The sequence below is a fragment of the Caballeronia eucalypticola genome, from assembly GCF_047608185.1.
GTDB lineage: Bacteria > Pseudomonadota > Gammaproteobacteria > Burkholderiales > Burkholderiaceae > Caballeronia.
In genome coordinates, this window is record NZ_JBLKRU010000003.1 from 41,786 (window position 1) to 67,101 (window position 25,316).

Genomic DNA, 25,316 nt, shown 5'->3' on the forward strand with positions numbered 1-25,316 from the left:
CCTGTGTCAGCAAACCAAAAGAATTCAAGACGGGCGATGGTATGATTGTCACCGTTCGCCGGGTTGCGTGCTTGCGGTCGGTTACAGGTTATATAGAAGGGTTATATATAAACCGTCGAGCAATAGCACCACGGGTTGCGCTCCGCCGCTTCGAATCAAGCTCTGATCGCACCGAGCTGATTCAACGGGGTTCGACCCACCACCCGAGCGTTTTCGACCGGCGTTAGTTGTTATCTCCTGCCGCACAAGCATCACGGCTCGGAGGCTCGCCGGCCCGTTCTCCCGAATTCTTTTCAATCAGCGATATCGCCGTGCGTCTGACCTCGATAAAACTCGCTGGCTTCAAGTCCTTCGTCGATCCCACCCATTTCCAGGTCCCAGGCCAGCTTGTCGGCGTGGTCGGCCCGAATGGCTGCGGCAAATCCAACATCATCGACGCCGTGCGCTGGGTGCTCGGCGAATCGCGCGCGTCCGAGCTGCGCGGCGAGTCGATGCAGGACGTGATCTTCAACGGCTCCACGGCGCGCAAGCCGGGCAGCCGCGCCAGCGTCGAACTCATCTTCGATAACGCCGACGGCCGGGCCGGGGGCCAGTGGGGCACCTACGCCGAAATCGCCGTCAAGCGCGTTTTAACGCGCGACGGCACGTCGAGCTACTACATCAACAACCTGCCAGCCCGCCGCCGCGATATCCAGGACATCTTCCTGGGTACGGGTCTCGGACCGCGTGCTTACGCGATCATCGGGCAGGGCATGATTGCGCGGATCATCGAAGCGAAGCCTGAAGAACTGCGCGTGTTCCTGGAAGAAGCCGCGGGCGTGTCCAAGTACAAGGAACGCCGCCGCGAGACCGAAAACCGCCTGCACGATACCCGCGAAAACCTGACGCGCGTGGAAGACATCGTGCGCGAGTTGAGCGCGAATCTGGAGAAGCTCGAAGCCCAGGCGATTGTCGCGACGAAATACAAGACGTTGCAGGCCGATGGCGAGGAAAAACAACGGCTGCTGTGGCTGTTGCGCAAAAACGAGGCGGGCAACGAGTCGGAGCGCCAGCAGCGCGCCATCAGCGACGCGCAGATCGAACTCGAAGCACAAACCGCCAAGCTGCGTGAAGTCGAAGCGCAACTGGAAACGTTGCGGGTGGCGCACTACAGCGCAAGCGACGCCATGCAGGGCGCGCAGGGTTCGCTGTACGAAGCGAACTCGGAAGTGGCCAAGCTCGAGGCTGAGATCCGCTTTATCGTGGAATCGCGTAATCGGGTGCAGGCGCAGATCGCGGCGTTGAGCGCTCAGCGCGAACAGTGGCAGATGCAGGCCGAGAAAGCCCGCGGCGAGATCACGGACGCCGAAGAGGCGCTGGCTATCGGCGAGGAAAAGGCGGCAATCGCGCAAGAAACAGCGGCTGCGAAACACGACGAATTGCCCGCGCTCGAAGCGCGTTTCCGCGATGCCCAGGCCGAGTTGAACGCAGAGCGCGGCGGTATCGCGCAGACTGAACAAGCGTTGAAACTCGAGGCCGCGCATCAGCGCAATGCTGATCAGCAACTGCAGCAATTGCAGCAGCGCCACGAACGCCTGAAAAGTGAAGCGGGCGGCCTGGACGCGCCCGACGAAGCGCAGCTCGAAGAGTTGCGCATGCAACTCGCCGAGCACGAAGAAATTCTCGCTGAAGCGCAAGGCCGCCTCTCCGACGCGCAGGACACGCTGCCGCGTCTGGATGGCGAGCGTCGCGCGGCACAAGAGAAAGTGCAGGCCGAAAGCGCGCAGATTCACCAGCTCGAAGCGCGGCTCGCGGCGCTGAAGCAGTTGCAGGAAAACGTTCAGACTGAAGGCAAGATCCAGCCGTGGCTCGACAAACACGAACTCGGCTCGTTGCCGCGCTTGTGGAAAAAGCTGCACGTTGAAGGGGGTTGGGAAACGGCGCTGGAGTCGGTGCTGCGTGAGCGGATCGCGGCGTTGGAAGTATCGAATCTCGATTGGGTGAAGGCGTTTGCCACTGATGCGCCGCCCGCGAAGCTCGCGTTTTATGCCCCGCCCAACGCCGGTCGTCCTCAGGAAACGCCCGCTGGTTTGCGTCCATTGCTCGCTCTGATCCGTATCGATGATGCCGGTCTGCGCGCCGTGCTGACCGACTGGCTGGGCCAGATTTTTGTCGCCGATGACATCGCCCAAGCGCTTGCCTCGCGTTCGCAATTGCCGGACGGCGCTGCGTTGGTGGTAAAGGCCGGGCATGTGGTGACGCGGGTTGGCGTGCAGCTTTATGCCGCCGACTCCGAACAGGCCGGCATGCTTGCCCGCCAGCAGGAAATCGAAAATCTGACGAAGCAAGTGCGCGCACAGGCGCTCCTCGCCGATGAAGCCAAGGCAGCGGCTATTCGAGCGGAAGCGGCGCATACGCAGGCATCGGCGAGTCTTGGAGACGCCCGCTCCTCCGCCGAACGCGCGACCCAGCGTGTCCACGCCTTGCAAATGGACGTGTTGAAGCTTGCTCAGGCGCAAGAGCGCTATATGCAGCGCAGCACGCAGATCCGCGAGGAACTGGCTGAAATCACCGCGCAAATCGATGAACAGCGTGCATTGCGGGCTGAATCGGAAGCGAATTTCGAGCGCCATGACGGCGAACTCGCTGAGTTGCAGGCACGTTTCGAAGATCATCAACTGGCGTTCGAAGCACTCGACGAATCGTTGACCAACGCGCGCCAGCAAGCGCGCGATCTCGAACGCGCGGCCACCGACGCCAGCTTCGCGGCGCGTGGGCTGGCGGCGAAGATCGAGGAGTATCGGCGCAACATTGAAACGGCGAAGGATCAGAGCGAACGCGTCGCCGGTGCACTGGAAGACGCCCGCGCTGAACTTGAAACGATCAACGAGCAAACGGCGCACACCGGCTTGCAGGACGCGCTCGAATTGCGCGCGGAGCGGGAAGCGGCGCTGCAATCGGCCCGCATCGAACTCGACGACCTCACCGCGCGGCTGCGTCAGGCCGACGAATTGCGGCTTATCGCGGAACGTTCGCTCCAGCCTTTGCGCGACAAGATCAACGAATTGCAATTGAAGGAACAGGCGGCACGCATCAGCGGCGAACAGTTCATCGAGCAACTGGCGGCCGCGGGTGTGGATGAAGCCGAGTTGCAGGCCAAGCTCACGCCGGATATGAAACCGTCGTATTTGCAGGGCGAAGTCACGCGGCTGAACAATGCGATCGCGGCGCTTGGCGCCGTGAACATGGCGGCGCTCGACGAGCTTGCCGCAGCCAGCGAGCGCAAGGAGTTCCTCGACGCGCAATCGGCGGATTTGAACGATGCCATCGGCACGCTGGAAGACGCGATCCACAAGATCGACCAGGAAACGCGGTCGTTGCTGCAAGGCACGTTCGACGAAGTGAACCGTCATTTTGGCGAGCTTTTCCCGCGTCTTTTCGGCGGCGGCCAAGCAAAACTCGTGATGACCGGCGACGAAATCCTGGATGCGGGCGTGCAAGTGCTCGCGCAACCGCCGGGCAAGAAGAATTCGACCATTCACTTGTTGTCGGGCGGCGAAAAGGCCCTCACCGCCACCGCGCTCGTGTTTGCGATGTTCCAGTTGAATCCGGCGCCGTTCTGTCTGCTGGACGAAGTGGACGCGCCACTCGACGACGCCAATACCGAGCGCTTTGCGAATCTTGTACAGGCGATGTCGGAGAAGACGCAATTCCTCTTCATCTCGCACAACAAGATCGCGATGGAAATGGCGCAACAACTGATTGGCGTGACGATGCAGGAACAGGGCGTCTCGCGGATCGTTGCCGTGGATATGGAATCCGCAGCGGGTTTCGCCCAGAATGCGTGAACGTCTGGCCGGGCTTTTTAGAACGGACAGCAAGATTTAGTGTGAAAAAGCAGGGAGAACAGGCCTGGGAGGCCCGTTCTGGCGCGCAGTCGCGGAGTGGCTCCATGCAGATCGATTGATTGGTTCGATACCGCGTGGGCCGCAGATCGCGCAGCGTAAGCTCAACAAGCGCTCAAATATGAGCGCGGGATGCCTCAATAAGCGCTCGCCAAGCGCGCCGAGAGCGCAGCCGGAAAAGAATGACGGAGAGTGCATGGACGAGTTGACACTCGGGTTGATTGGAGCGGGTGCCGTGGTGGTTGGCGGCGTAGTGGTTTATAACGCGTGGCAAGGCGCCAAAGTGCGTCGCAAGATGCCGCGCCCGATGCCTGACGAAGCAGCAGAGTCGCTCGCGCGCAGCGACACCGACGAGGAGCAGCCGTTCATTGAACCGACACGCCCGGTCAGGCGTGAACCCGCCATGGGCGAGGGAGATACACCGGACACACGAGTCGAGCCGAGCTTTGGCGGGGCACCGCTTTCCACGGTCGCACCGGCCGATACCGCAGTCGATATCCAGGCTGAAGCGACCTCGGTGAATGGCGATTTCCCGGAGCCGGATTCATCGGCCATGTCGCCCATTTTGGCCGACGATGACGAACCCGTTTTGCCCGCGGCAACCACGATTTCATCGGCGCCCCCGGCTATCGTGGACCGTCGGATCGATTGCGTGGTGCCCATCCGTTTGCTTGCCCCCATTCCCGCTGAGAAGCTCATCCCGAGCGCGCAAAAGCTGCGCCGCGCGGGCGCGAAGCCCGTGCATATTGAAGGCAAGCCGGAAGGCGGCACGACCTGGGAATTGCTCAAGAACGGCGCGCGTTATGAAGAATTGCGCGCGGCAGTGCAACTAGCCAATCGCGGCGGTCCGCTGAACGAACTGGAATTCTCGGAGTTCGTCACAGGCGTACAGCGTTTCGCCGATGGCATCGACGGTTCCCCCGAATTTCCCGACATGCTTGAAACCGTCGGCATGGCGCGTGAACTCGACGGGTTCGCGGCTCAGTGCGACGCGCAATTGTCGATCAACATTCTCTCCGACGGCGCGCCGTGGTCGGCCAACTACGTGCAGGCGGTGGCCTCGCAAGACGGCTTGCTGCTCTCGCGCGACGGTACGCGTTTCGTCAAGCTCGATGCACGCCAGAACCCGGTGTTCATGCTGCTTTTCGGCGATACCAACTTCCTGCGCGACGACCTGACGTACAAGGGCGGCCAGATGATTACGCTGGTGCTGGACGTACCGGTCGCCGACGAAGACATCCTGCCGTTCCGCCTGATGTGCGATTACGCGAAGTCGCTCTCCGAGCGCGTTGGCGCGCGCGTGGTGGACGACCAGCGCCGGCCATTGCCGGAATCGTCGCTGCTCGCCATTGAAAAGCAGTTGATGACGCTGTACGCAAAGCTCGAACAGGCGGGTATTCCGGCGGGCTCCCCCGCCACGCGGCGCTTGTTCAGCCAGTAAGGATCTTACGGCGGCGGCCGTCTGACAGGTAGCGGTTTCGTAAGGCATCGGCTATACGGCCGATGTCACGATTCACTGATCTCTGAGACAATCGACAGGTCGGTTTCTTCTAACTTTCTAGCCTGTCTCGCCGCATGTCTGCCAAACCGAAAGCCGCTTCTAAAGCGGGTCCTAAAGCTGATCCCAAAGCTGCCTCCGCCACTTCCGCGGCGCGGGGCGCGCCCATCGCCAGCGCCGAGCGGCCGGCTGAGCGCGCCGTCTGGCTGCGCACGGAACTCGAGCGTGCCAACTACGCGTATTACGTTCTCGATCAGCCGGATCTGCCCGACGCCGAATACGACGTCCTGTTCAAGGAACTGCAGCAGATCGAGACCGATCAGCCCGACCTGATTACGCCCGATTCCCCCACGCAACGCGTCGGCGGCCAGGTCGCAACGGGTTTCCAGCCGGTCACGCACGACGTGCCCATGCTCTCGTTGAACAACGGTTTCGCTGACGAAGACATCATCGCCTTCGATAAACGCGTGGCCGACGCGCTCGGTCACTCGCCCGTGGAATATGCGTGCGAACTGAAATTCGACGGGCTTGCCATTTCCCTGCGTTACGACGACGGCATCTTCGTCCAGGCGGCCACGCGCGGCGATGGCGCGACCGGCGAAGAGGTTACCGAGAATGTGCGCACCATCCGCTCTATCCCGCTGAAGCTCAAGGGTAAGAACATCCCGAAGCGGCTCGATGTGCGCGGCGAAGTGCTCATGTTCAAGCGCGATTTTGAAAAGATCAACGCGCGCCAGCGCGAAGCCGAACAACGCGAGTTTGCGAACCCGCGTAATGCGGCGGCTGGCGGTTTGCGGCAACTCGATCCCAAGATGACCGCGCAGCGCCAGTTGTCGTTTTTCGCTTATGGCATCGGTGTACTGGACGGCGCGGAGATGCCGGTGTCGCATTCGGCACTGCTCGACTGGTACAAGGAAATGGGCTTGCCGGTCAACTCGGAACGTGGCGTGGTGCAAGGCGCCGAGGGCCTGCTCGAGTTCTTCCGCAAAACAGGCGAGCAACGCGATGGTTTGCCGTACGACATCGACGGCGTCGTCTATAAGGTCAACCAGCGCGACGAGCAAGACAAGCTGGGTTTCGTCTCGCGTGCGCCGCGCTTTGCGCTTGCACACAAGTTTCCCGCGCAGGAAGCGCTCACGCAGTTGCTGGCAATTGACGTACAAGTTGGCCGTACGGGCGCCATCACGCCGGTCGCGCGCCTTACGCCTGTGTTTGTCGGCGGCGCGACGGTAACGAATGCCACGCTGCATAACGAGGACGAAGTGCGGCGCAAGGACATCCGTATCGGCGACACCGTGATCGTGCGCCGTGCCGGCGACGTGATTCCCGAAGTGGTCGGCGCGATTCTCGACCGGCGTCCGGACGATGCCCGCGAGTTCGTGATGCCGACCGAGTGCCCGGTGTGCGGATCGAAGATAGAAAGGCTTCCTGACGAAGCCATTGCGCGATGCACCGGCGGCCTGATCTGTCCCGCGCAGCGCAAACAGGCGCTTTGGCACTTCGCGCAGCGGCGCGCGCTGGATATCGACGGGCTGGGTGAGAAGATCATCGACCAACTGGTCGACGAGAACATCGTGCGCACGCCGGCGGACTTGTTCAATCTTGGTGTGGCAACGCTCGCTGCGCTGGATCGTTTCGCTGATAAATCCGCTCAGAATCTGTACGATTCCCTCGAGAAGGCGAAACAAACCACGTTGCCGCGGTTTCTGTACGCGCTGGGTATTCGTCACGTCGGGGAATCGACGGCGAAGGACCTCGCCAAGCATTTTGGCTCGCTCGATCCGATCATGGCGGCGAGCGTTGAAGAATTGCTGGAAGTGAACGATGTCGGGCCTGTCGTGGCCGAGTCGCTGCACAACTTTTTTAGCGAAGAACACAATCAGATGGTGATCGACCAGTTGCGCGCGCCGGGCAAGGTGACGTGGCCCGAAGGCCCGCCCGCGCCCAAGGCGCCGCAGGGGGTTCTTGCCGGCAAGACGGTCGTGCTCACTGGCACGCTGCCTAACTTGTCCCGCGAAGACGCGAAGGAAATGCTGGAGGCGGCGGGCGCGAAAGTGGCGGGATCGGTATCGAAGAAAACAGATTACGTGGTGGCGGGAGCGGAGGCGGGCAGCAAGCTTGTGAAGGCTGAAGAACTCGGCGTCCCGGTGCTCGACGAAGATGGTATGCGCAAGCTTTTGGAGGGAGAAACCCCATGATCCGCGAAATCCTCAAAATGGGCGATCCGCGTTTGTTGCGTATCGCCGAGTCGGTTGACCATTTCGATACCCCGGAGCTGCACGCTCTTGTTGAAGACATGTTCGACACCATGCGCCACGCCAACGGCGCAGGGCTGGCCGCGCCGCAGATCGGGGTGGATTTGCAGGTCGTGATTTTCGGTTTTGCGCAAAACGACCGGTATCCGGAGGCTGAACCGGTACCGGAAACGGTGCTGATCAACCCGATCATCACGCCGGTTTCGCACGACATGGAAGAAGGCTGGGAAGGCTGTTTGTCGGTGCCGGGCCTGCGGGGCGCAGTGCAGCGGTACACCATGATCCGTTATCAGGGTTTCGATCAGTACGGTTCACCGATCGAACGGCTGGCAGAAGGGTTTCACGCGCGCGTCGTGCAGCACGAATGCGATCACCTGATCGGCAAGCTTTATCCCATGCGTGTGACGGACTTCTCGAAATTCGGCTTCACCGAGGTCCTGTTTCCAGGGCTCGATCCGAAAAGCGACGATTGATCAATAGGGGACGCCGTGCTGGTCTGAGAGTCTTTTCAGCCATACGATGAAATAAGGGCCGCGAAGAATCGCGGCCCTTTTATTTGGCTAGATGCAGTTCTCGAGCAGCGCGTAACGAAATGGCGATTCGCTCGGCCATGCCGCACAAAACCCGGCCGTTCAGCCGGATGCTTGTTGCACCTGGAAATCACAGCCACCGGAGCCCGGCAGCTTTCATCGTCAAGCGTCAAGCGAAGCTTTTCTTGGGTCCCGACGCCATTGCCGGTTGGCGGAACAATGCGATGTGCTCCGGATTCGCCGATGCCTGCAGGCGTCCATCCGGCAACCGTGCGATAACAACTTCACCCACGCCGGGGCTCGTGACGACGACTTCGTCGCGAACCGCGAGCAGCGCATCGAGTCGACGTCGGCCGCTGACGATTTCGAGGCCGGTTTTCGTTTCGCGAACAATGATCTCAACGGACATGGCAATTCTCCAGTAGCACTGCGCCCAGCACACGCGGCTCGAAGCGGTAAATTGCGCGTGTACCTGACTAACGGTCATGCGTCATATTTTCTTTAATCAAAAAGCTGGCCAAAAAAAATCGATGCGGTCGGCGGGTGCCGTTCGCATCGATTGGTAACAATTTCGTCGTTTTTCCGCGACGCCTGAAGCCCGCGGAAAGCGTGAGCGAAGCTGCTTTTAGAACGCTTCGTCCGCGCCCAGGTAACGCCATTGGCCCTGCGGCAAGGCGCCGAGCGTTACGCGTCCCATCCGGATACGCTTTAGGCCAACCACTTCCAGCCCGACCAGCTCGCACATCCGGCGAATCTGGCGCTTTTTGCCTTCACGCAACACGAAACGCAACTGTTCACCATTTTGCCAACTGACTTGCGCTGTCTTGAGCGGCACGTCGTCGAGCGAGAGGCCGTGGCGCAGCAGCGCAAGGCTTTCAGGCGGGAAATGCGGTTCGATATCGACTTCGAGATCGCCGAATTTCACGCGCACGAGATATTCCTTATCGACGTCCGAATGACCACCGATCAGTTGCTTCGCCACCCGGCCATCCTGGGTCAGCACGAGCAGGCCGGTCGAATCGATGTCCAGACGTCCCGCCGGTGCAAGCGTGCGCAAATGCAGCGGCGTGAAGCGGATGCCTGACTGGTCGTCGGCCCAATGGTTGGACGGATTGACCAGCGTGACAGCCGGCTGATAACCGTCTTCCGCCTGACCCGACACGTAGCCAACCGGTTTGTGGATCAGGATGGTGACCTGCTGCATCTGGGCCGCGTGCGCGGCGGGTGCAATTTCAACGTTCTGGTCGGGACGAATCTTGGTGCCGAGTGTATCGATGACTTCTCCGTCGACCAGCACCCAGCCCTTTTCGATCCATTCATCGGCTTCGCGGCGCGAACACAGGCCGAGCTCCGACATCACCTTCGACAAGCGCACGAGCCCTTCTTCATTTTCGCGTGCGATGCGAGCGGGTGAGGGAGGTGCGTCGGCGTCACGCGGTTTTGACGGCTTCGATACCGGTTTGCGCGCGGCAGGCTTCCGGTCGTCGCCGAAACGTCCGGATGTGTCGCGAGCTGCGTAAGGGCTGTCGCTCGATGGCCGTTGACGGTCGGTGGGAGCGGGGCGCGGGCTGCCGTCGTGCGAGTGATTGCGCTCGCGCGGGGTGCCACGGTCGCCGCCGCGGTCATTGAACGATGGGCGAGGCGTGCGATCGCTGCCCGGACCGCGCGAGTCGTCGCGGGGTTTGAACGGACGGCGTTCGCTGTCGCCTGACGGACGGTCGCCGCGCGGGGCGCCGCGGTCGCCGAACGACGGGCGCGGGCCGCGATCGCTGCTCGGACCACGCGGAGCGTCGCCGCGAGGTGTGAACGGACGGCGTTGGCCGTCGCCCGAAGGCCGATCGCCACGCGGGGCGCCACGGTCGCCAAAGGACGGACGCGGGCCGCGGTCGCTGCTGGGACCGCGCGGAGCATCGCCACGCGGCGTGTACGGACGGCGTTCACCATCGCCAGACGGCCGATCGCCACGCGGGGCGCCACGGTCGCCAAACGAAGGACGCGGCCCACGATCGCTGCTGGGACCTCGCGGAGCATCGCCACGCGGCGTGTACGGACGACGTTCGCCGTCGCCGGAAGAAGGCCGGTCGCCACGCGGAGCGCCACGGTCGCCAAAGGAAGGGCGTGGACCGCGGTCGCTGTTCGGACCACGCGGAGCGTCGCCACGCGGCGCATACGGACGACGTTCACCATCGCCCGAAGGCCGATCACCACGCGGAGCGCCACGATCGCCAAAGGAAGGGCGTGGACCGCGATCGCTGCTCGGACCACGTGGGGCGTCGCCGCGAGGCGCATACGGACGACGTTCCCCATCGCCCGAAGGCCGATCACCACGCGGAGCACCACGATCACCAAACGAAGGGCGCGGACCACGATCGCTGCTCGGACCACGTGGGGCGTCGCCGCGAGGCGCATACGGACGACGTTCCCCATCGCCCGAAGGCCGATCACCACGCGGAGCACCACGATCACCAAACGAAGGGCGCGGACCACGATCGCTGCTCGGACCACGTGGGGCGTCGCCGCGAGGCGCATACGGACGACGTTCCCCATCGCCCGAAGGCCGATCACCACGCGGAGCACCACGATCACCAAACGAAGGGCGCGGACCACGATCGCTGCTCGGACCACGTGGGGCGTCGCCGCGAGGCGCATAGGGACGACGTTCACCGTCGCCCGAAGGCCGATCACCACGCGGTGCCCCGCGATCCTCAAACGAAGGCCGCGCTCCGCGATCCCCCGCGCCACGCGAGTCATCGCTACGCGCCTTGAAAGGTTTCCGCTCGCCCGCACCCGAACCAGCACCCGCTGGCCGTGCACCGCCCGCAGGTTTCTCACTACGCGCTGGCCGCTCGCCGCTCGCTATCTCGGCGCGCGGGGGTTTCTTCCGGCCGGCAGCGCTGCCGGTACGGACGGGGGAACGTGCCGGCGATGCCGGGCGCGGGTGCTTCGCTGTCAGTTTGACGCGCATATATTCTCAGGCTGCGATCGCGCGCAGCAGTTCAGTTTCGACCTGGATCTGTGTCCGGTTGTCGGATAGGGTTTTGCCGTCGAGCAGGAACACGTCTTCCACGCGTTCGCCAAGCGTATTGATCCGCGCCGCGTGGACGCCGATCCGGTGCTGGGCCAGAACCCGCGCGATCGAATAAAGGAGGCCCTGCCGGTCGTTAGCCGATACGGACAGGATGTAATACTGACCACGTTCGTCGGGACGCAAGTCCACGCGCGGCGTGATCGGAAAAGTGCGTACAAGCCGTGAAAGCCGTCCCTTCGACGGTTCCGGCAAGATGCCCTCGGCGGTCAGCAACATACTCAACTGCTGTTCGACGAGATTCGCAATGTCGCGATAATGCCCGTCATGGTCCGGATGCGCGACCAGAAAATTGTCGAGCGCATAGCCGTGCCGCGTGGTCGTCACGCGTGCATCAAGCACGGACAGGCCATTTTTGTCGAAATAAGCACAGATACCGGCGAACAGATCAGGCCGGTCCTGCACGTACACCAGCACCTGGAGCGCGGCGCCAATCGGCGACGGCCGTGCCCGCACAATGGGCTTCTCGCTCTCCACATGCTTATAAAGCACGCGGGTTTGCCAGGCGATATCGGCGGCGTCGTGGCGCAGGAAATAGCCGACATCGAGCTTGTCCCATAACACTTTTTCCGCGTTTTCAGGCACGGTTTCAAGCCGCAGCAACGCGAGCGCGTCTTCCTGACGTGACTTGAGTTCCGAGTGCGCGTGCAGTTCGGCGCCGCCGAGCACGGCGCGCGTGGCGCGGTACAAATCCTCGAGCAGCTTGCCTTTCCACGCGTTCCACACCTTGGGGCTCGTGCCGCGAATATCGGCAACGGTCAGCAGATACAGCGCGGTCAACCGGCGCTCGGTCTTGACCATCGATGCAAATTGCTTGATGACTTCCGGATCGCTCGTGTCCTGCTTTTGCGCAACCTGGCTCATGGTCAGATGTTGTTCCACGAGCCACACCACCAGGTCGCTGTCGTCCGCGCCAACATCGTGTTCACGGCAAAAACGCCGTGCATCCGCCATGCCGAGCACGGAGTGATCGCCGCCGCGGCCCTTGGCAATATCGTGGAAAAGCGCGGCGATGTACAACACCCACGGGCGCTCGAAATTGCCCATTAGCTGGCTGCAGAACGGATATTCATGCGCGTGTTCGGCCATCGCGAAACGGCGGATATTGCGCAACACCATCAGGATGTGCTGATCGACCGTATAGACGTGATACAGGTCGTGCTGCATCTGGCCGACAATGCGCCGGAAGTTGAGCAGGTATCGCCCCAGCACGCTCGTCTGGTTCATCAGCCGCAGCGCGTGCGTGATGCCTTCGGGCTGCTTCAGGATCTCCATGAAGAGGCGCCGGTTCTCGGCGTCCCGCCGCCAGTCGCGGCCCATCAGGTCACGGGCGTTATAGATTGCCCGCAGCGTCCGGGCGGACAAACCCTTCACGCCGCGCGTCTGTTCGTACAGAAGGAACGCTTCGAGAATGGCGTTGGGTTCGCGTTCGAACACGTCGTCGCTGGCAATTTCCAGCATGCCTTGCTTCTCGACGAAGCGTTCGTTGAGCACGCGCGTAATGCCACTCGTCGATGGAAACAGTTGCGCTTCCACGTTCTGGATCAGGATGGTGGCAAGCTGCGTGACGGCCTTCGCGGCCCAGTAATAGCGGCGCATGAGCTGTTCGCTCGCGCGCTTGGACGATGTCGCTTTGTAGCCCAGACTTTCGGCCAATGCCGTTTGCAAGTCGAAGACGAGAATGTCCTGGCGCCGCCGCGCGATCACATGCAGCCGCGCGCGCAGAGTCTTCAGAAAGCCTTCATTTCGACGCAGTTCGCTCGCTTCGCGTTCGGTGATGAGGCCGCGCGAATCCAGTTCACGCCAGCTGCTGCCGAAACCGGCCGCGCGCGAGATCCACAAAATAAGCTGCAAGTCGCGCAGGCCGCCGGGACTTTCCTTGATATTCGGCTCGAGGCTGTACGGCGTGTCCTGATACTTCGCGTGCCGCTGGCGCATTTCCAGGACTTTCGCCTGGAAGAAAGCGCGCGGATCAAGCGTTTGCCGATACCGCGCCTCAAACGTCTCGAACAGGGTTTCACTGCCAACGATGCGCCGCGCTTCCAGCAGGGAGGTCTGGATGGTGATGTCGTTGCTCGCTTCATCGATACATTGCGTCACCGAACGCACGCTGCTTCCGATGTCCAGGCCAAGATCCCACGCCATGCCGATCAGCTGTTCGATGCGCGCGGCCTGTGAGGCAGCGTGGTCGGGCGTCTCGTCATCGGGCAGGAGAACGAGGATATCAACGTCGGAATAGGGCGCGAGCTCGCCGCGCCCGTAGCCGCCGACCGCAACCAGCGCCGCCGATTTTGGCATCGCGCAGGCATCCCAGGCGCCTCGGAGCGCATCGTCGGTCGCGCGCCCGAGGGCGTGCATCAGGCCATCGACGTTGGTGGCGCTTTGGAAACGCTCGAGCAGGGCCGCCTTGGCTGTCTTGTAGGAGGCTTTCAACGAATCAGCGCGGGGCGGGGCGTCGGCAGGTACGCTCATGGGCAGGCGGGTCGTGAGGTCAGTGGGTGAAAATTGATCGTGGCGAACAGGCGGTTCGCAGGCTTTCGGGTTCGCGGCTTTCAACCAGGTCACGGCGATGCAGTCAGCGCGCGTCCCACATTGACCGCTCGCAGCGTATGACACAAACGAATGCCTGCCCAGACTTGACCGCGAGCCTGAGTTGCCCGGGAGACAAGGTGGGATACGGTGCTCTCCCTGACGCAGTATCTATACAGCAAGCTTAAGCTGTCTTTAACCCGGGCGAAATGATTGGCTTCAACGATTCGGCGCAGATTAACGACGAAAATTCAAAACGGGAAAAGCGCTTGCCGGACGGAATGCGATCCAGGTGGCGCGATCTGACCGCTTAAAAACCGTCCAAAACACGATGCGAGCACTGCACGGCCACGCTTCGCTAAATCAGCAACGCGACCGCTCAAACGCAGAACCCCGGCACTCGGGTTCTGCATCAAATCGGCTTCAGGCCGTCGCTGCGATCAGTTGCGATGGCGCTTGCGTACCCGCCGACACGGTCAGCACGTCGTAACCCGTCGGCGTGACCAGCACCGTATGTTCCCATTGTGCGGACAAGCTGCGGTCACGCGTCTTGACCGTCCATTGGTCAGGCATGGTGCGGATATCGCGGCGACCGGCGTTAATCATGGGTTCGACGGTAAAGATCATGCCCGCTTCCAACTCGATGCCCGTGCCGGGCCGGCCGTAATGCAGCACCTGCGGGTCTTCGTGGAAAACCTTGCCCACACCGTGGCCGCAATACTCGCGCACCACGCTGTAACCCTGCGCTTCGGCATATTTCTGGATAGCGTGCCCAATATCACCCAGATGCGCACCCGGCTTGATCTGGTCGATCCCGAGCCACATGCAGTCGAACGTGGTTTGCACCAGGCGTTTCGCCATGATCGACCCTTCGCCGACCAGGAACATCCGGCTGGTATCGCCGAAATAGCCGTCCTTGATCACGGTGATGTCAATGTTCAGCGCGTCGCCGTTTTTCAGCGCCTTGTCGCCAGGAATGCCGTGGCAAATCACGTCGTTCACCGAGATGCAGGTCGCTTTCGGGTACGGCGGATAGCCGGGCGGCTGATAATTCAGCGGCGCGGGCACCGTGCCTTGCTCCTTCACCATGTATTCGTGGCAGAGCCGATCGAGTTCGCCTGTCATCACGCCCGCGACAATATGCGGCGTGATGAAGTCGAGGACTTCGCTGGCGAGGCGGCAGGCGATGCGCATTTGCGCGATATCGTGGTCGTTTTTCAGCGTAATGGACATTAATCCCTCAGAAGCCTTATGGAATAGGGGTTTCCTAGTTTGTCGGATCTGGATTTACGCAAATTCGACCAGAATTCCACCAACAGATATACGAAACCACCAGCCAGCAGGGTTTTTTAGGGGTAAGCGGTGGATGTTCTCACCAGTAACCCGGCAGACCGCTGCATTTCGGGCCGAATCGGCCATTTTAGCACCGGTCTGCCTGATGGACGGGCTGACTGCTTTCGAAATCAAATGCGCGGCCCGACTGCTGGTTGCTGCCAGGCCTGACCTTTGAAACGGGACTTTTCTATGAGCAGGTCATTGACTCGGTCAGGCGCGTCAAACTGGAATTAGTGAGGTCTTCCATCTGACGTTTATCACTTCTGTTCGGCTGATTCTCATGGCGAGGGAAAGTTGCAAATGGCCAAGTCCGCCAGCGTCGGTTTTGCGCTAACTGCATACGCCGCTCATCCAGCTTGTCCCGTTCATACGAAAGAATCGCACCCCCCGCAATTTCGTCAACGATCGATACCGGACAGATCGCACTAGCACTTGTCGCCTTTGTGTAGCCTGCGCGCTGGTAAAAATCATTCACCAGCCAAATCCCGGATGGTTCGGCCCACTAACCGTGGGCGCCGAAAAATTCAGCCGCCACCGCATGCGCCAGCAACATCGGTGGATTCTTCTAACGCGTACCAAGCACATACTGCGCAAGCCGCCGCGGGCACGGACAAACGGGCGTCATATCAATTACACAGGACAACAGAAGGACAAAAATGACTAGGCTTCACGAATCTATCGTGCAGTCCCGTTTTAGCGTCACATTTTTTCGTTAGGTACAATTGCGGCCCACGACGTCTCTAGCAATCATCCGACAAATATTATGGTGAACTCATCGACAGGACTACCAATGCACGCGCTCATTGACAGAGAGCTGACACACATTGAAACGATTATTCAGCACTCACTGTCAGAAATCGAACTCAATCCTTTTTTAACCTCAGACTATTGGCGCAAACGGCTCTCCGATATATTGGATTGCATCGAGCGGTCGCCCTACCTGCTCCGTCGCGCCGACGCACTATTCGTCGCACTTGATCAATTCGACGAGCAGTGCGCGTTTTTGGAAAAGCCGTAAAGAGTGTCCTAGAATTTATGGGTGGGGAATGCCCATAAATATTAAGCGGACACTGACATGCATGCCATTCCTGTTCCATACAAGGGTTGGATCTTGCTGCCCTTGGCCGTCGGTTCTGCGGGGTCATTTGCGTCCATGCTGGTTCTTCGATCACCTGACGGCCATCATCGCGCTATCGGTTCGCTTGGGGATTTTGCCACTGAGAATGAAGCCTGCGAGTGTGCGATCAAATATGGTCGGATGACAGTTGATAAGCAGCACTACAAAAAGAATTCCCACGCGCGAAGGGCGGTAGCATGACGTAACCGCACGCAACCGTTGGCTCTTACCTCGTCTGCTCCTCGTCCGCTTTCTAGCCGATTTCTGCTCGCCTGTCGCCTGCGCTCTCAGTTGCGCGGAAGTCGCGCGGACTCTGCTGCGATGATTGTCGGCAAACATCAGGCGACGCCGATCAGAGCGGGGTTATCGCATGAGCGATAGCGAAACGCATTGCCGCAGACTGTCGGCGCTGAACACGGGACCAAACAGCCACTAAGGCAAGCGCTACACACGAACACTCTCAGGCCGGATGTGCAGCCGCCTGCGATTGCCCGCGGCGAGCTAAGGAAGAGCGGGTGGCTGCCTTCCGAATCCGAAACCGTGTCTTAGGTCCGATGTCGGGGTTGTAAGGTTCTGCTTTCGATTGGGTGTCTGAGGAGCCAATTTCAGGCGCTGATGCAAGCTCGAGGGGCGGGGGCATGACTGCCACCCTCGGAAGTGTGAGAAATCCCACGCAATTTTTACCGATCGCAAGGGCGCCTTAGCCCTCGGCGGGGCGACTGGGATAGCCATCTCTCCGCCTGTTCGGATGAACGGTCATCTTGAGTCGCGTCATTTGAGCGTGATATACTCGCTGGCTAAGTCTGCATCTACTTTGTAATCGTCTTCTCCATAGGTCTTCCCAAGGGTTTCGCTGAAAACAACGTTTTCTCGGAAAGCCGGTGCGAAAGGCGTGCAGAAAGATCGGACTTTGAATCGCAAGCCGGCGCACCCAGGGTGTCCGGCGCTCCGGTCCGGGGAAACTCGGCTAAGAAACACGGGGCGCCCGATGCGGCAGCCGGCTTAAGACCTAACCCTCGCGGAGAACTCTCATGGCAGTAACAATGCGTGAAATGCTGGAAGCCGGTGTCCACTTCGGTCACCAAACTCGCTTCTGGAACCCGAAAATGGCACCGTTCATTTTCGGTCATCGCAACAAGATTCACATTATCAACCTCGAAAAAACGCTGCCGATGTACAACGACGCGCTGAAGTACGTGCGTCAACTTGCGGCCAATCGCGGCACGATTTTGTTCGTTGGCACGAAGCGCCAGTCGCGTGACACGGTGGCAGAAGAAGCGCAACGCGCTGGCATGCCTTTCGTGAATGCACGCTGGCTCGGCGGCATGCTGACCAACTTCAAGACGCTGAAGGTATCGATCAAGCGCCTGAAAGACATGGAAGCAGCGCTGGAAGCGGGTGAAACGGAACGCATGAGCAAGAAGGAAGCGCTCCTGTTCGAACGTGAAATGGCCAAGCTGGTTAAGTCGATTGGCGGCGTGAAGGACATGGGCGGCATTCCGGACGCAATTTTCGTGGTTGACGTTGGTTACCACAAGATTGCCGTGACCGAAGCCAAGAAGCTGGGCATTCCGGTTATCGCCGTGGTCGATACGAACCACTCGCCGGAAGGCATCGACTACGTGATCCCGGGTAACGACGACGCCAGCAAGGCAGTCATGTTGTACACGAAGGGCGTGGCCGACGCGATCCTGGAAGGCCGTTCGAGCGCAGTGAACGAAGTCGTGCAGGCTGTTCGCAGTGGTGATGGCGACGACTTCGTGGAAGTCAACGCAGAAGCGTAAGTCTCTGCATAAGACGCCGACATGATGGTTTCGGCAAAAAAGGGGGCTTTGCGAAAGGCCCCCTTTTTTTAACCGACGGCAACTGCAACATAAAGTAATGACGGCAGTATTCGTGGGCAGCAGAACGCGAAACAGTTGTGAAGTACGCGAGAAGTATCAGGCAGCACCCCCATTCTGGCCGCGGGCAATTCTCGCCGGCGGCGCGTGTCAATAGTGCGATACGTGCGAAAGCACGGCACAGACTCAAGGAGCAAATGATGGCGGCAATTACCGCAAGCATGGTGGCAGAACTGCGCGCAAAGACCGACGCGCCCATGATGGAATGCAAGAAGGCGCTGACGGAAGCTGAAGGCGACATGGAGCGCGCTGAAGAGCTGCTGCGCGTGAAGCTGGGCAACAAGGCAAGCAAGGCAGCATCGCGCGTGACGGCTGAAGGCATCGTGACGTCGCACATCGCCGACGGCGTGGGCGTTTTGGTCGAACTGAACTGCGAAACCGACTTCGTTGCGAAGAACGACGACTTCCTGGCGTTTGGCAAGGCTGTCGCTGAGCTCATCGCGAAGAATCATCCGGCTGACGTGGCCGCTCTCTCGGCCCTGCCGCTGGAAAGCTCGACTGTCGACGCAGTGCGCCTCGCGTTGATCGGCAAGATTGGCGAAAACGTCTCGGTTCGCCGTTTCGTGCGTTTTGAATCCGCCAACAAGCTGGCTTCGTATCTCCACGGTACGCGTATCGGCGTGCTGGTCGAATTCACGGGCGCGGACGAGCAGGTCGGCAAGGACGTTGCCATGCACGTTGCTGCAATGAAGCCGGTTTCGCTGTCGTCGGACGACGTTCCGGCGGAATTGATCGCGAAGGAACGCAGCATCGCTGAGCAGAAGGCCGCGGAATCGGGCAAGCCGGCTGAGATCGTTGCGAAGATGGTCGATGGCAGCGTTCAGAAGTACCTGAAGGAAGTCTCGTTGCTGAACCAGACGTTCGTTAAGAACGACAAGCAGACGATCGAACAGATGTTGAAGGCGGCAGGCGCGTCGGTGCAGAAGTTTGCGTTGTTCGTCGTCGGCGAAGGCATCGAAAAGCGGACGGACGACTTCGCTGCCGAAGTGGCCGCGCAAGTTGCTGCTGCCAAGCAAGGCTAAAGCTTCAAACGGCGGTCACGGTTGCGCAGGCGTTAAGCTAAAGCAGGCGCATCAAGCAACCGTAAAGCAGTGGCGCGAGGCGAATGCGCGCAGCAGTGCGGTGCAGCATCAGCCGGCCCGTCAACCGGGCCGCTCGAAGCCGGCTCACTGACCGCCGAGTCAAAAATGCAGTAAAAAGCAGTTGAATGCGAGTCTGGCGTCACCGTTCGTCACCCATCGGGAAACGTCAGCCTCGCGCCCTCATGGCGGTCAAAACCGCGCCGGACGGGCAAACCGGGGTTGATTCAGGTTGACCGCCTGGTAAATCCGTTACGCCGCCGCGGCTTGTCCAATATGGGATGCTTGCCGGAAATATCGTTTCACCCCTACAGTTCTACGTTGTTGCACTCCCTCTCGGCGCGATCGGAACCCTCATATGCCCACAGCCTACAAACGCGTACTCCTCAAACTCTCCGGCGAAGCACTAATGGGCGACGATGCCTTCGGCATCAATCGCGCGACAATCGAAAGGATGGTGGCAGACGTCGCGGAAGTGGTGCGCATGGGCACGCAACTCGCGGTCGTCATCGGCGGCGGTAATATTTTTCGCGGCGTGGCCGGTGGTGCGGCCGGCATGGACCGTGCGACCGCCGATTACATGGGTATGCTCGCCACCATGATGAACGCGCTTGCATTGCAGGACGCCATGCGTCACGCCGGTATCGAGGCGCGTGTGCAATCCGCGCTGCGCATGGATCAGGTGGTCGAGCCGTACATTCGCCCGCGCGCCATTCGCCAACTCGAAGAAGGCAAAGTGGTCATTTTTGCGGCGGGTACAGGCAATCCGTTCTTCACCACCGACACAGCCGCTGCGCTGCGCGGCTCGGAAATCGGTGCGGAAGTCGTGCTGAAAGCGACCAAAGTGGATGGTGTATATTCCGCCGATCCCAAGAAAGACCCGAGCGCCACGCGCTATAGCACGATCAGTTTCGATGAAGCGATCGGCAAGAATTTGCAAGTAATGGACGCGACGGCGTTTGCGCTGTGCCGCGACCAGAAGCTGCCAATTCGCGTGTTTGCGATCAATAAGCCGGGCGCGCTCAAGCGCATCATTCAGGGCGACGACGAAGGTACGCTCGTCCACGTGTAAACTCTCGCGGTGACAAAGGGTGAGGGCGGGCGCGGTCCCATGGGAACTGCGCCGCCACCGCCGGCACTGCACGCAATAAAAGTACGGAGGCTCAAATGAGTGTGGCTGACATTAGGAAGAGCGTCGATCAGAAGATGCAGAAGTCGATCGAAGCGTTCAAGAACGATCTTGCCAAGATCCGCACGGGCCGCGCCCACACGGGCTTGCTGGACCATATCCAAGTGGATTACTACGGCTCGAGCGTGCCCATTTCGCAAGTGGCGAACATGACGCTGATCGACGCGCGTACGATCGGCGTTCAGGCGTGGGAAAAGAAGATGGTGCCGGTGGTGGAAAAAGCGATTCGCGACTCCGACCTGGGCCTCAACCCGTCCAACCAGGGCGATCAGATCCGCGTCCCGATGCCTGCGTTGACGGAAGAACGCCGCCGCGAGCTGACGAAAGTCGTCAAGAGCGAAGGCGAAAACGCCAAGATTGCGGTACGCAATCTGCGTCGCGACGCTAATGAGCAACTGAAGAGGCTCGTGAAGGACAAGGAAATCTCCGAGGACGACGAACGCCGTGCAAGCGATGACGTCCAGAAGCTCACCGATAAAAACGTCGCGGAAATCGACAAGCTGGTTGTGTCGAAAGAAGCCGAAATCATGACGGTTTGAGACCGTTTCCGGTCTCTTGCGTCGTGCCGGCGCGTCACTCTGTCGATACTTAGATTCAGCGGCCATGACCTATACCAGCTCTACCGTTCGCGTACCCGATGTCGCGGCTATCCCACGTCATATCGCGATCATCATGGACGGCAACGGCCGTTGGGCGACGCAACGGCGCCTGCCGCGCGTCGCCGGGCATACGCGCGGCGTCGACGCCGTGCGGGCTACGGTCGAAAGCTGTGCGCGCCAAGGCGTCGAATTCGTGACGCTGTTCGCTTTCAGTTCCGAAAACTGGCGTCGCCCGACCGACGAAGTTTCCTTTCTCATGCGCCTGTTCGTGACGGCGCTGGAACGGGAAGTCGGCAAGCTGCACGCCAATGGCATCCGTTTGCGCGTGGTCGGCGACACCTCCATGTTCGACGACCGTATCCGTGCGCTGATCCAGCGCGCCGAAACCAAGACAGCGCGCAATACGCGGCTGACGCTGACCATCGCCGCGAATTACGGCGGCCGCTGGGACGTCATGCAGGCGGCAAAAAAGCTTGCGGAACAGTCGGTTCTGGAAGGCCGTGTCGTTCCAGTTGACGAAGCGGCGTTCGAGCAGCACCTCGCCATGGCCTACGCGCCCGAACCCGACTTGTTTATCCGGACGGGCGGGGAGCAGCGCATCAGCAATTTCCTGCTGTGGCAGATGGCGTACACCGAGCTCTATTTCACCGATACCTACTGGCCCGATTTCGACGCCGAAGCACTGGCTCGCGCGATCGAATCGTATGCTGAGCGCGAACGCCGCTTCGGGCGCACCAGCGCGCAGCTCGAACCGCAATCGCAGAAGGCCGACACCCTTTCATGCTAAAGACCCGTGTCATCACGGCAATCGTCCTGCTGGCAGTGCTTCTGCCAATCACGTTATTCGCGCCAGTCGGCGTTTTCGCGGCACTGATCGCCGTCGTGGTCATCTTTGCTGCCTGGGAATGGGCGCGCCTGCTCAAGCTGGGCGGCGGGTCGCCGGTGGTGTACGCGGTGGTTGCCGGCATGGCGCTGATCGCCAGCACGCGGCTCGGGCTGGGTTACAAACCGCTGTATCAGATGGCGGCCATATTCTGGGTGCTGGCCGGGCCGTTCGCGCTTGCGCGCAAGCCCGCTCTCGCCGACGGCGCCTGGCGCGTCTTCCTGCTGTTCGCCGGCATTGTGACGTTCGTGGCATGCTGGCATGCGCTGGTGGCGGCCCGTGCGGTCGGGGTGGCGTTCGTGCTATCGCTTCTCCTAGTCGTATGGCTGGCCGACATAGGCGCATACTTCGCCGGAAAAGCGTTCGGCCGTCATAAACTCGCGCCATCCATCAGTCCGGGCAAAACCCGCGAAGGCGCGGTGGGCGGCTGGCTGGCGGTCATGATCGTCGGCTCTGCGGGCGCGGCCACGCTGGTTTTTGCGCCGACACTTTTTTCGGCGCTGGTGGCGCATCTCGGCTGGGCCGGCGCGCTTCTGTCGCTGACGGTGCTGACCGTATTCAGCGTAATTGGTGACCTGTTCGAATCCCTGCTGAAACGCCAGGCTGGCGTCAAGGACTCGAGCGGATTACTGCCCGGGCACGGTGGCGTTCTCGACCGGATCGACGCCTTGTTGCCCGTATTGCCGATCGCACTCCTGTTGCTCGGTCCTGTTGCCCAGTCAATCGGCTAATCGGCTAAAGAAGGAATTATGCAAAAACGTCTGACTCTGCTCGGTTCCACGGGCTCGATCGGCGAAAGCACGCTCGACGTCGTGGGACGGCATCCGGACCGCTTCAAGGTCTACGCGCTGACCGCGCATCGCAACGGCGACAAGCTCGTCGACCAGTGTGTGCAGTTCCAGCCGGAAGTGGCCGTGGTCGGTGACGCCGATACCGCAGCGAAGGTCGCCACCGCGCTGCGCGCCCAAGGCTGCAGGACCGAGGTGAGCTACGGTCCGCAAGCGCTTGTGGACGTCTCCGAGAGCGCGAGTTGCGACACGGTGGTCGCGGCTATTGTCGGTGCTGCCGGCTTGGCGCCTACGCTGGCTGCCGCGCGTTCGGGCAAGCGCATCCTGCTGGCCAACAAGGAAGCGCTGGTCATGTCGGGCAAGATTTTCATCGACGCGGTGCACGACAACAACGCAGTCCTGCTGCCCGTCGATAGCGAGCACAATGCGGTATTCCAGTGCATGCCGCGTGAGATAGCGCTGCACGGCGGGGTATCGAAGATCATCCTGACAGCGTCCGGCGGCCCGTTCCGCACCCGCGATCCGTCTACTCTGCGCCGCGTCACGCCCGACGAAGCCTGCAAGCACCCGAACTGGGCCATGGGCCGCAAGATTTCCGTCGATTCCGCCACGATGATGAACAAGGGCCTCGAAGTGATCGAGGCACATTGGCTCTTCAACGTTCCGGGTTCGCGCATTGAAGTGCTGATCCATCCGCAAAGCGTGATTCATTCGCTGGTTTCATACGCGGACGGTTCCGTGCTCGCGCAGCTCGGCAACCCCGACATGCGTACGCCGATCGCCTATGCGCTGGCGTTTCCGGAGCGTGTGGACTCAGGCGTTGCTCAACTTGATCTTGCACAAATTGCAACACTTACCTTCGAGAAGCCTGACCTGAAACGTTTCCCTTGCCTCGCGCTCGCGCTGCAGGCGCTGGAAGCCGGCGGCACCGCGAGCGCGGCGCTCAACGCGGCCAACGAGGTCGCGGTGGAGGCGTTCCTTGCTCGCCGTATCGGCTTCATGGCGATCGGGGACGTGGTCGAGCGCGTACTGAATGCGTTGCCGAACGGCAGTGCATCCACGCTCGATGAAGTGCTCGCCGCCGATGCCGAAGCGCGTCGCCTGGCAGGCGAGTTCGCTGCTTTGCTGACAGCCGACGCGCCGCACGCCGAACGCGTCCTGCATTGAGGTCGCCATGAACTTCCTGATCGAAATCGTTGCATTTGTGGTGGCTATCGGCGTGCTGGTCGTCGTCCACGAGTTCGGCCATTACAGCGTCGCGCGGATGTGCGGCGTCAAGGTCCTGCGATTTTCGGTCGGGTTCGGCAAGCCGCTCGTGAAGTGGGTCAGCAAGGGCAGTGGCACCGAATGGACGATTTCGGCGCTGCCGCTTGGCGGCTACGTGAAGATGCTCGACGAGCGCGAAGCGGAAACGAGCATTCCCGAAGCCGATTTGCCGCGCGCATTCAATCGTCAGCCGGTGTTCAAGCGGATCGCCATTGTTATCGCGGGACCGGTGGCGAACTTCATCCTCGCCATCTTGCTGTTTGCCGGCGTGTTCGCGGGTGGCGTGTCGGAGCCTGCTGCCATTATCGCCACGCCCGCGCCCAATACCGTTGCCGCCAAGGCGGGCTTCGAGGGCGGCGAGACAGTCGTTTCAATGCGCGATGTGCAGAGCGACAGCGATGCAAGCGGCGAGACGCATAAGGTGCGCTCATGGTCCGACCTGCGCTGGAAACTGCTGGACGCGTCATTTGATCATCGCCGGGTGGTGCTGACGGCCAGGACGAACAGCGGCACGTTCGATTTCCCGGTGAGCGTGGGCAAGATCGACGATCAGGATGTCGACCAGGATTTCATGGACAAACTCGGTTTCGAGCCGGGTGGCGGAACGTTGGCGGTAGCCGGTGTGGAAGCGGGCAGCGCGGCCGCGAAAGCGGGCTTGCAGGCCGGCGATGTGTTGCGCGCTATCGACGGTAAAAAGATCGATAACGCGATGGGTTTTATCGAGTACGTGCAGCATCGTCCGGGTAAGCCGGTCTCGCTGACCGTTGAGCGCAACGGCGCGCAGCGCGTAGTGCAGATCGTGCCGGAGCTCAAGCAGGACACTGCCACGAACCGCGATGTCGGCCGGATCGGCGCGTCGCTCGCGACCCGGATTCCGTCGGTGGACGTGCGTTACGGTCCGGTCGAAAGCCTGCAGCTGGGCGTGAAGCGGACCTGGGACATCAGCATTTATTCGCTGCGCATGTTCGGGCGGATGATCACGGGCGAAGCATCGCTGAAAAATCTTTCGGGGCCGGTGACGATCGCCGACTACGCCGGCAAGAGCGCGCGGCTTGGATTGTCGGCGTTTCTTTCATTCCTCGCGCTCGTGAGTATTAGTCTCGGCGTCTTGAACTTGTTACCGATTCCGGTTCTTGACGGTGGGCATCTGTTATATTATTTGGTTGAAGCCGCAACCGGCAAGGCCGTGTCAGATCGCTGGCAACTGGTTTTGCAGCGGGCGGGTCTTGTTTGCATCGTTGCGTTGTCGATGATCGCACTCTTCAATGACCTTGCCCGCCTGATCCGCTTTTGATCCGGCTTGGGCGTTTCACCTTGATCCTTTTCCATCTTGTCTGGCGGCGCTTGAACGAACGCCGTCCGGCTTGATGCAGCTATA

The 25,316-nt window shown here is 60.9% G+C and carries 18 protein-coding genes and 1 pseudogene; 14 read left to right on the plus strand and 5 right to left on the minus strand.

The genetic code is table 11. The annotated features are described in order from the left end of the window. Positions 1 to 311 precede the first annotated feature (311 nt). From smc to def, 4 genes are all read left to right on the plus strand, one after another. Positions 312 to 3,827, plus strand: coding sequence for a chromosome segregation protein SMC (gene smc, locus ACMX25_RS04540; protein WP_414948352.1), 3,516 nt, complete (start codon positions 312 to 314; stop codon positions 3,825 to 3,827). 253 nt (positions 3,828 to 4,080) lie between these two features. Further along, positions 4,081 to 5,325, plus strand: a complete 1,245-nt coding sequence (locus ACMX25_RS04545) for a cell division protein ZipA C-terminal FtsZ-binding domain-containing protein (RefSeq protein WP_414948353.1) — start codon at positions 4,081 to 4,083, stop codon at positions 5,323 to 5,325. Positions 5,326 to 5,459: 134 nt separating this feature from the next. Next, positions 5,460 to 7,580, plus strand: coding sequence for an NAD-dependent DNA ligase LigA (ligA, locus tag ACMX25_RS04550; RefSeq protein WP_414948354.1), 2,121 nt, complete (start codon positions 5,460 to 5,462; stop codon positions 7,578 to 7,580). After that, positions 7,577 to 8,110 carry a peptide deformylase gene (gene def / locus ACMX25_RS04555; protein WP_414948355.1) on the plus strand — a complete coding sequence of 178 codons (534 nt, stop codon included), beginning with the start codon at positions 7,577 to 7,579 and terminating at the stop codon, positions 8,108 to 8,110. The genes ligA and def overlap by 4 nt, the downstream gene beginning before the upstream one ends. 226 nt (positions 8,111 to 8,336) lie before the next feature. On the opposite strand, the gene ACMX25_RS04560 is transcribed toward def, so the two are convergent. From ACMX25_RS04560 to map, 5 genes and pseudogenes are all read right to left on the minus strand, one after another. Then, a complete protein-coding gene (locus ACMX25_RS04560) occupies positions 8,337 to 8,576 on the minus strand; it encodes a hypothetical protein (protein WP_414948356.1) in 240 nt (79 codons plus the stop codon). Between the two features lie 216 nt (positions 8,577 to 8,792). Further along, positions 8,793 to 9,557, minus strand: a pseudogene (locus ACMX25_RS04565) (pseudouridine synthase); the annotation flags it as partial. Continuing rightward, positions 9,524 to 10,918 carry a hypothetical protein gene (locus tag ACMX25_RS04570; protein WP_414948358.1) on the minus strand — a complete coding sequence of 465 codons (1,395 nt, stop codon included), beginning with the start codon at positions 10,916 to 10,918 and terminating at the stop codon, positions 9,524 to 9,526. The gene ACMX25_RS04570 and the pseudogene ACMX25_RS04565, both read right to left, overlap by 34 nt. Before the next feature lie 220 nt (positions 10,919 to 11,138). Beyond that, positions 11,139 to 13,724, minus strand: coding sequence for a [protein-PII] uridylyltransferase (locus tag ACMX25_RS04575; protein ID WP_414948359.1), 2,586 nt, complete (start codon positions 13,722 to 13,724; stop codon positions 11,139 to 11,141). A 480-nt stretch (positions 13,725 to 14,204) separates the two neighbouring features. After that, the gene (map, locus tag ACMX25_RS04580; protein WP_414948360.1) at positions 14,205 to 15,014 is read right to left on the minus strand and encodes a type I methionyl aminopeptidase; all 810 of its coding nucleotides are present in this window, start codon (positions 15,012 to 15,014) and stop codon (positions 14,205 to 14,207) included. 892 nt (positions 15,015 to 15,906) lie between these two features. Between map and ACMX25_RS04585 the strand changes: the two genes are divergently transcribed. The 10 genes from ACMX25_RS04585 to rseP all read left to right on the plus strand — a co-directional run bounded on the left by ACMX25_RS04585 (position 15,907) and on the right by rseP (position 25,232). Further along, positions 15,907 to 16,134 carry a hypothetical protein gene (locus ACMX25_RS04585; protein WP_414948361.1) on the plus strand — a complete coding sequence of 76 codons (228 nt, stop codon included), beginning with the start codon at positions 15,907 to 15,909 and terminating at the stop codon, positions 16,132 to 16,134. A 57-nt stretch (positions 16,135 to 16,191) separates the two neighbouring features. Continuing rightward, positions 16,192 to 16,434, plus strand: a complete 243-nt coding sequence (locus tag ACMX25_RS04590) for a hypothetical protein (RefSeq protein ID WP_414948362.1) — start codon at positions 16,192 to 16,194, stop codon at positions 16,432 to 16,434. 830 nt (positions 16,435 to 17,264) lie between these two features. After that, the gene (gene rpsB, locus ACMX25_RS04595) at positions 17,265 to 18,017 is read left to right on the plus strand and encodes a 30S ribosomal protein S2 (RefSeq protein ID WP_031364008.1); all 753 of its coding nucleotides are present in this window, start codon (positions 17,265 to 17,267) and stop codon (positions 18,015 to 18,017) included. A 257-nt stretch (positions 18,018 to 18,274) separates the two neighbouring features. Continuing rightward, positions 18,275 to 19,156, plus strand: coding sequence for a translation elongation factor Ts (gene tsf / locus ACMX25_RS04600; protein WP_165093098.1), 882 nt, complete (start codon positions 18,275 to 18,277; stop codon positions 19,154 to 19,156). Between the two features lie 415 nt (positions 19,157 to 19,571). Then, positions 19,572 to 20,285: a UMP kinase gene (gene pyrH, locus ACMX25_RS04605; protein ID WP_165088963.1), complete on the plus strand. Its 714-nt coding sequence runs from the start codon at positions 19,572 to 19,574 to the stop codon at positions 20,283 to 20,285. Positions 20,286 to 20,380: 95 nt separating this feature from the next. Then, positions 20,381 to 20,941 carry a ribosome recycling factor gene (frr, locus tag ACMX25_RS04610; RefSeq protein ID WP_089159881.1) on the plus strand — a complete coding sequence of 187 codons (561 nt, stop codon included), beginning with the start codon at positions 20,381 to 20,383 and terminating at the stop codon, positions 20,939 to 20,941. Positions 20,942 to 21,005: 64 nt separating this feature from the next. After that, positions 21,006 to 21,788, plus strand: coding sequence for a polyprenyl diphosphate synthase (uppS, locus tag ACMX25_RS04615; RefSeq protein WP_414948363.1), 783 nt, complete (start codon positions 21,006 to 21,008; stop codon positions 21,786 to 21,788). Further along, positions 21,782 to 22,615 (plus strand): phosphatidate cytidylyltransferase, encoded by an 834-nt coding sequence (locus ACMX25_RS04620; protein WP_414948364.1) that lies wholly within the window; start codon positions 21,782 to 21,784, stop codon positions 22,613 to 22,615. Before uppS ends, ACMX25_RS04620 begins: the two co-directional genes overlap by 7 nt. An 18-nt stretch (positions 22,616 to 22,633) precedes the next feature. Beyond that, entirely contained in the window at positions 22,634 to 23,839 is a 1,206-nt protein-coding gene (locus ACMX25_RS04625; protein WP_414948365.1) for a 1-deoxy-D-xylulose-5-phosphate reductoisomerase, read from the plus strand. Positions 23,840 to 23,846: 7 nt separating this feature from the next. Beyond that, on the plus strand, positions 23,847 to 25,232 hold the full coding sequence (rseP, locus tag ACMX25_RS04630; protein ID WP_414948366.1) for an RIP metalloprotease RseP: 1,386 nt from the start codon (positions 23,847 to 23,849) through the stop codon (positions 25,230 to 25,232). The last annotated feature ends 84 nt before the right edge of the window (positions 25,233 to 25,316 follow it).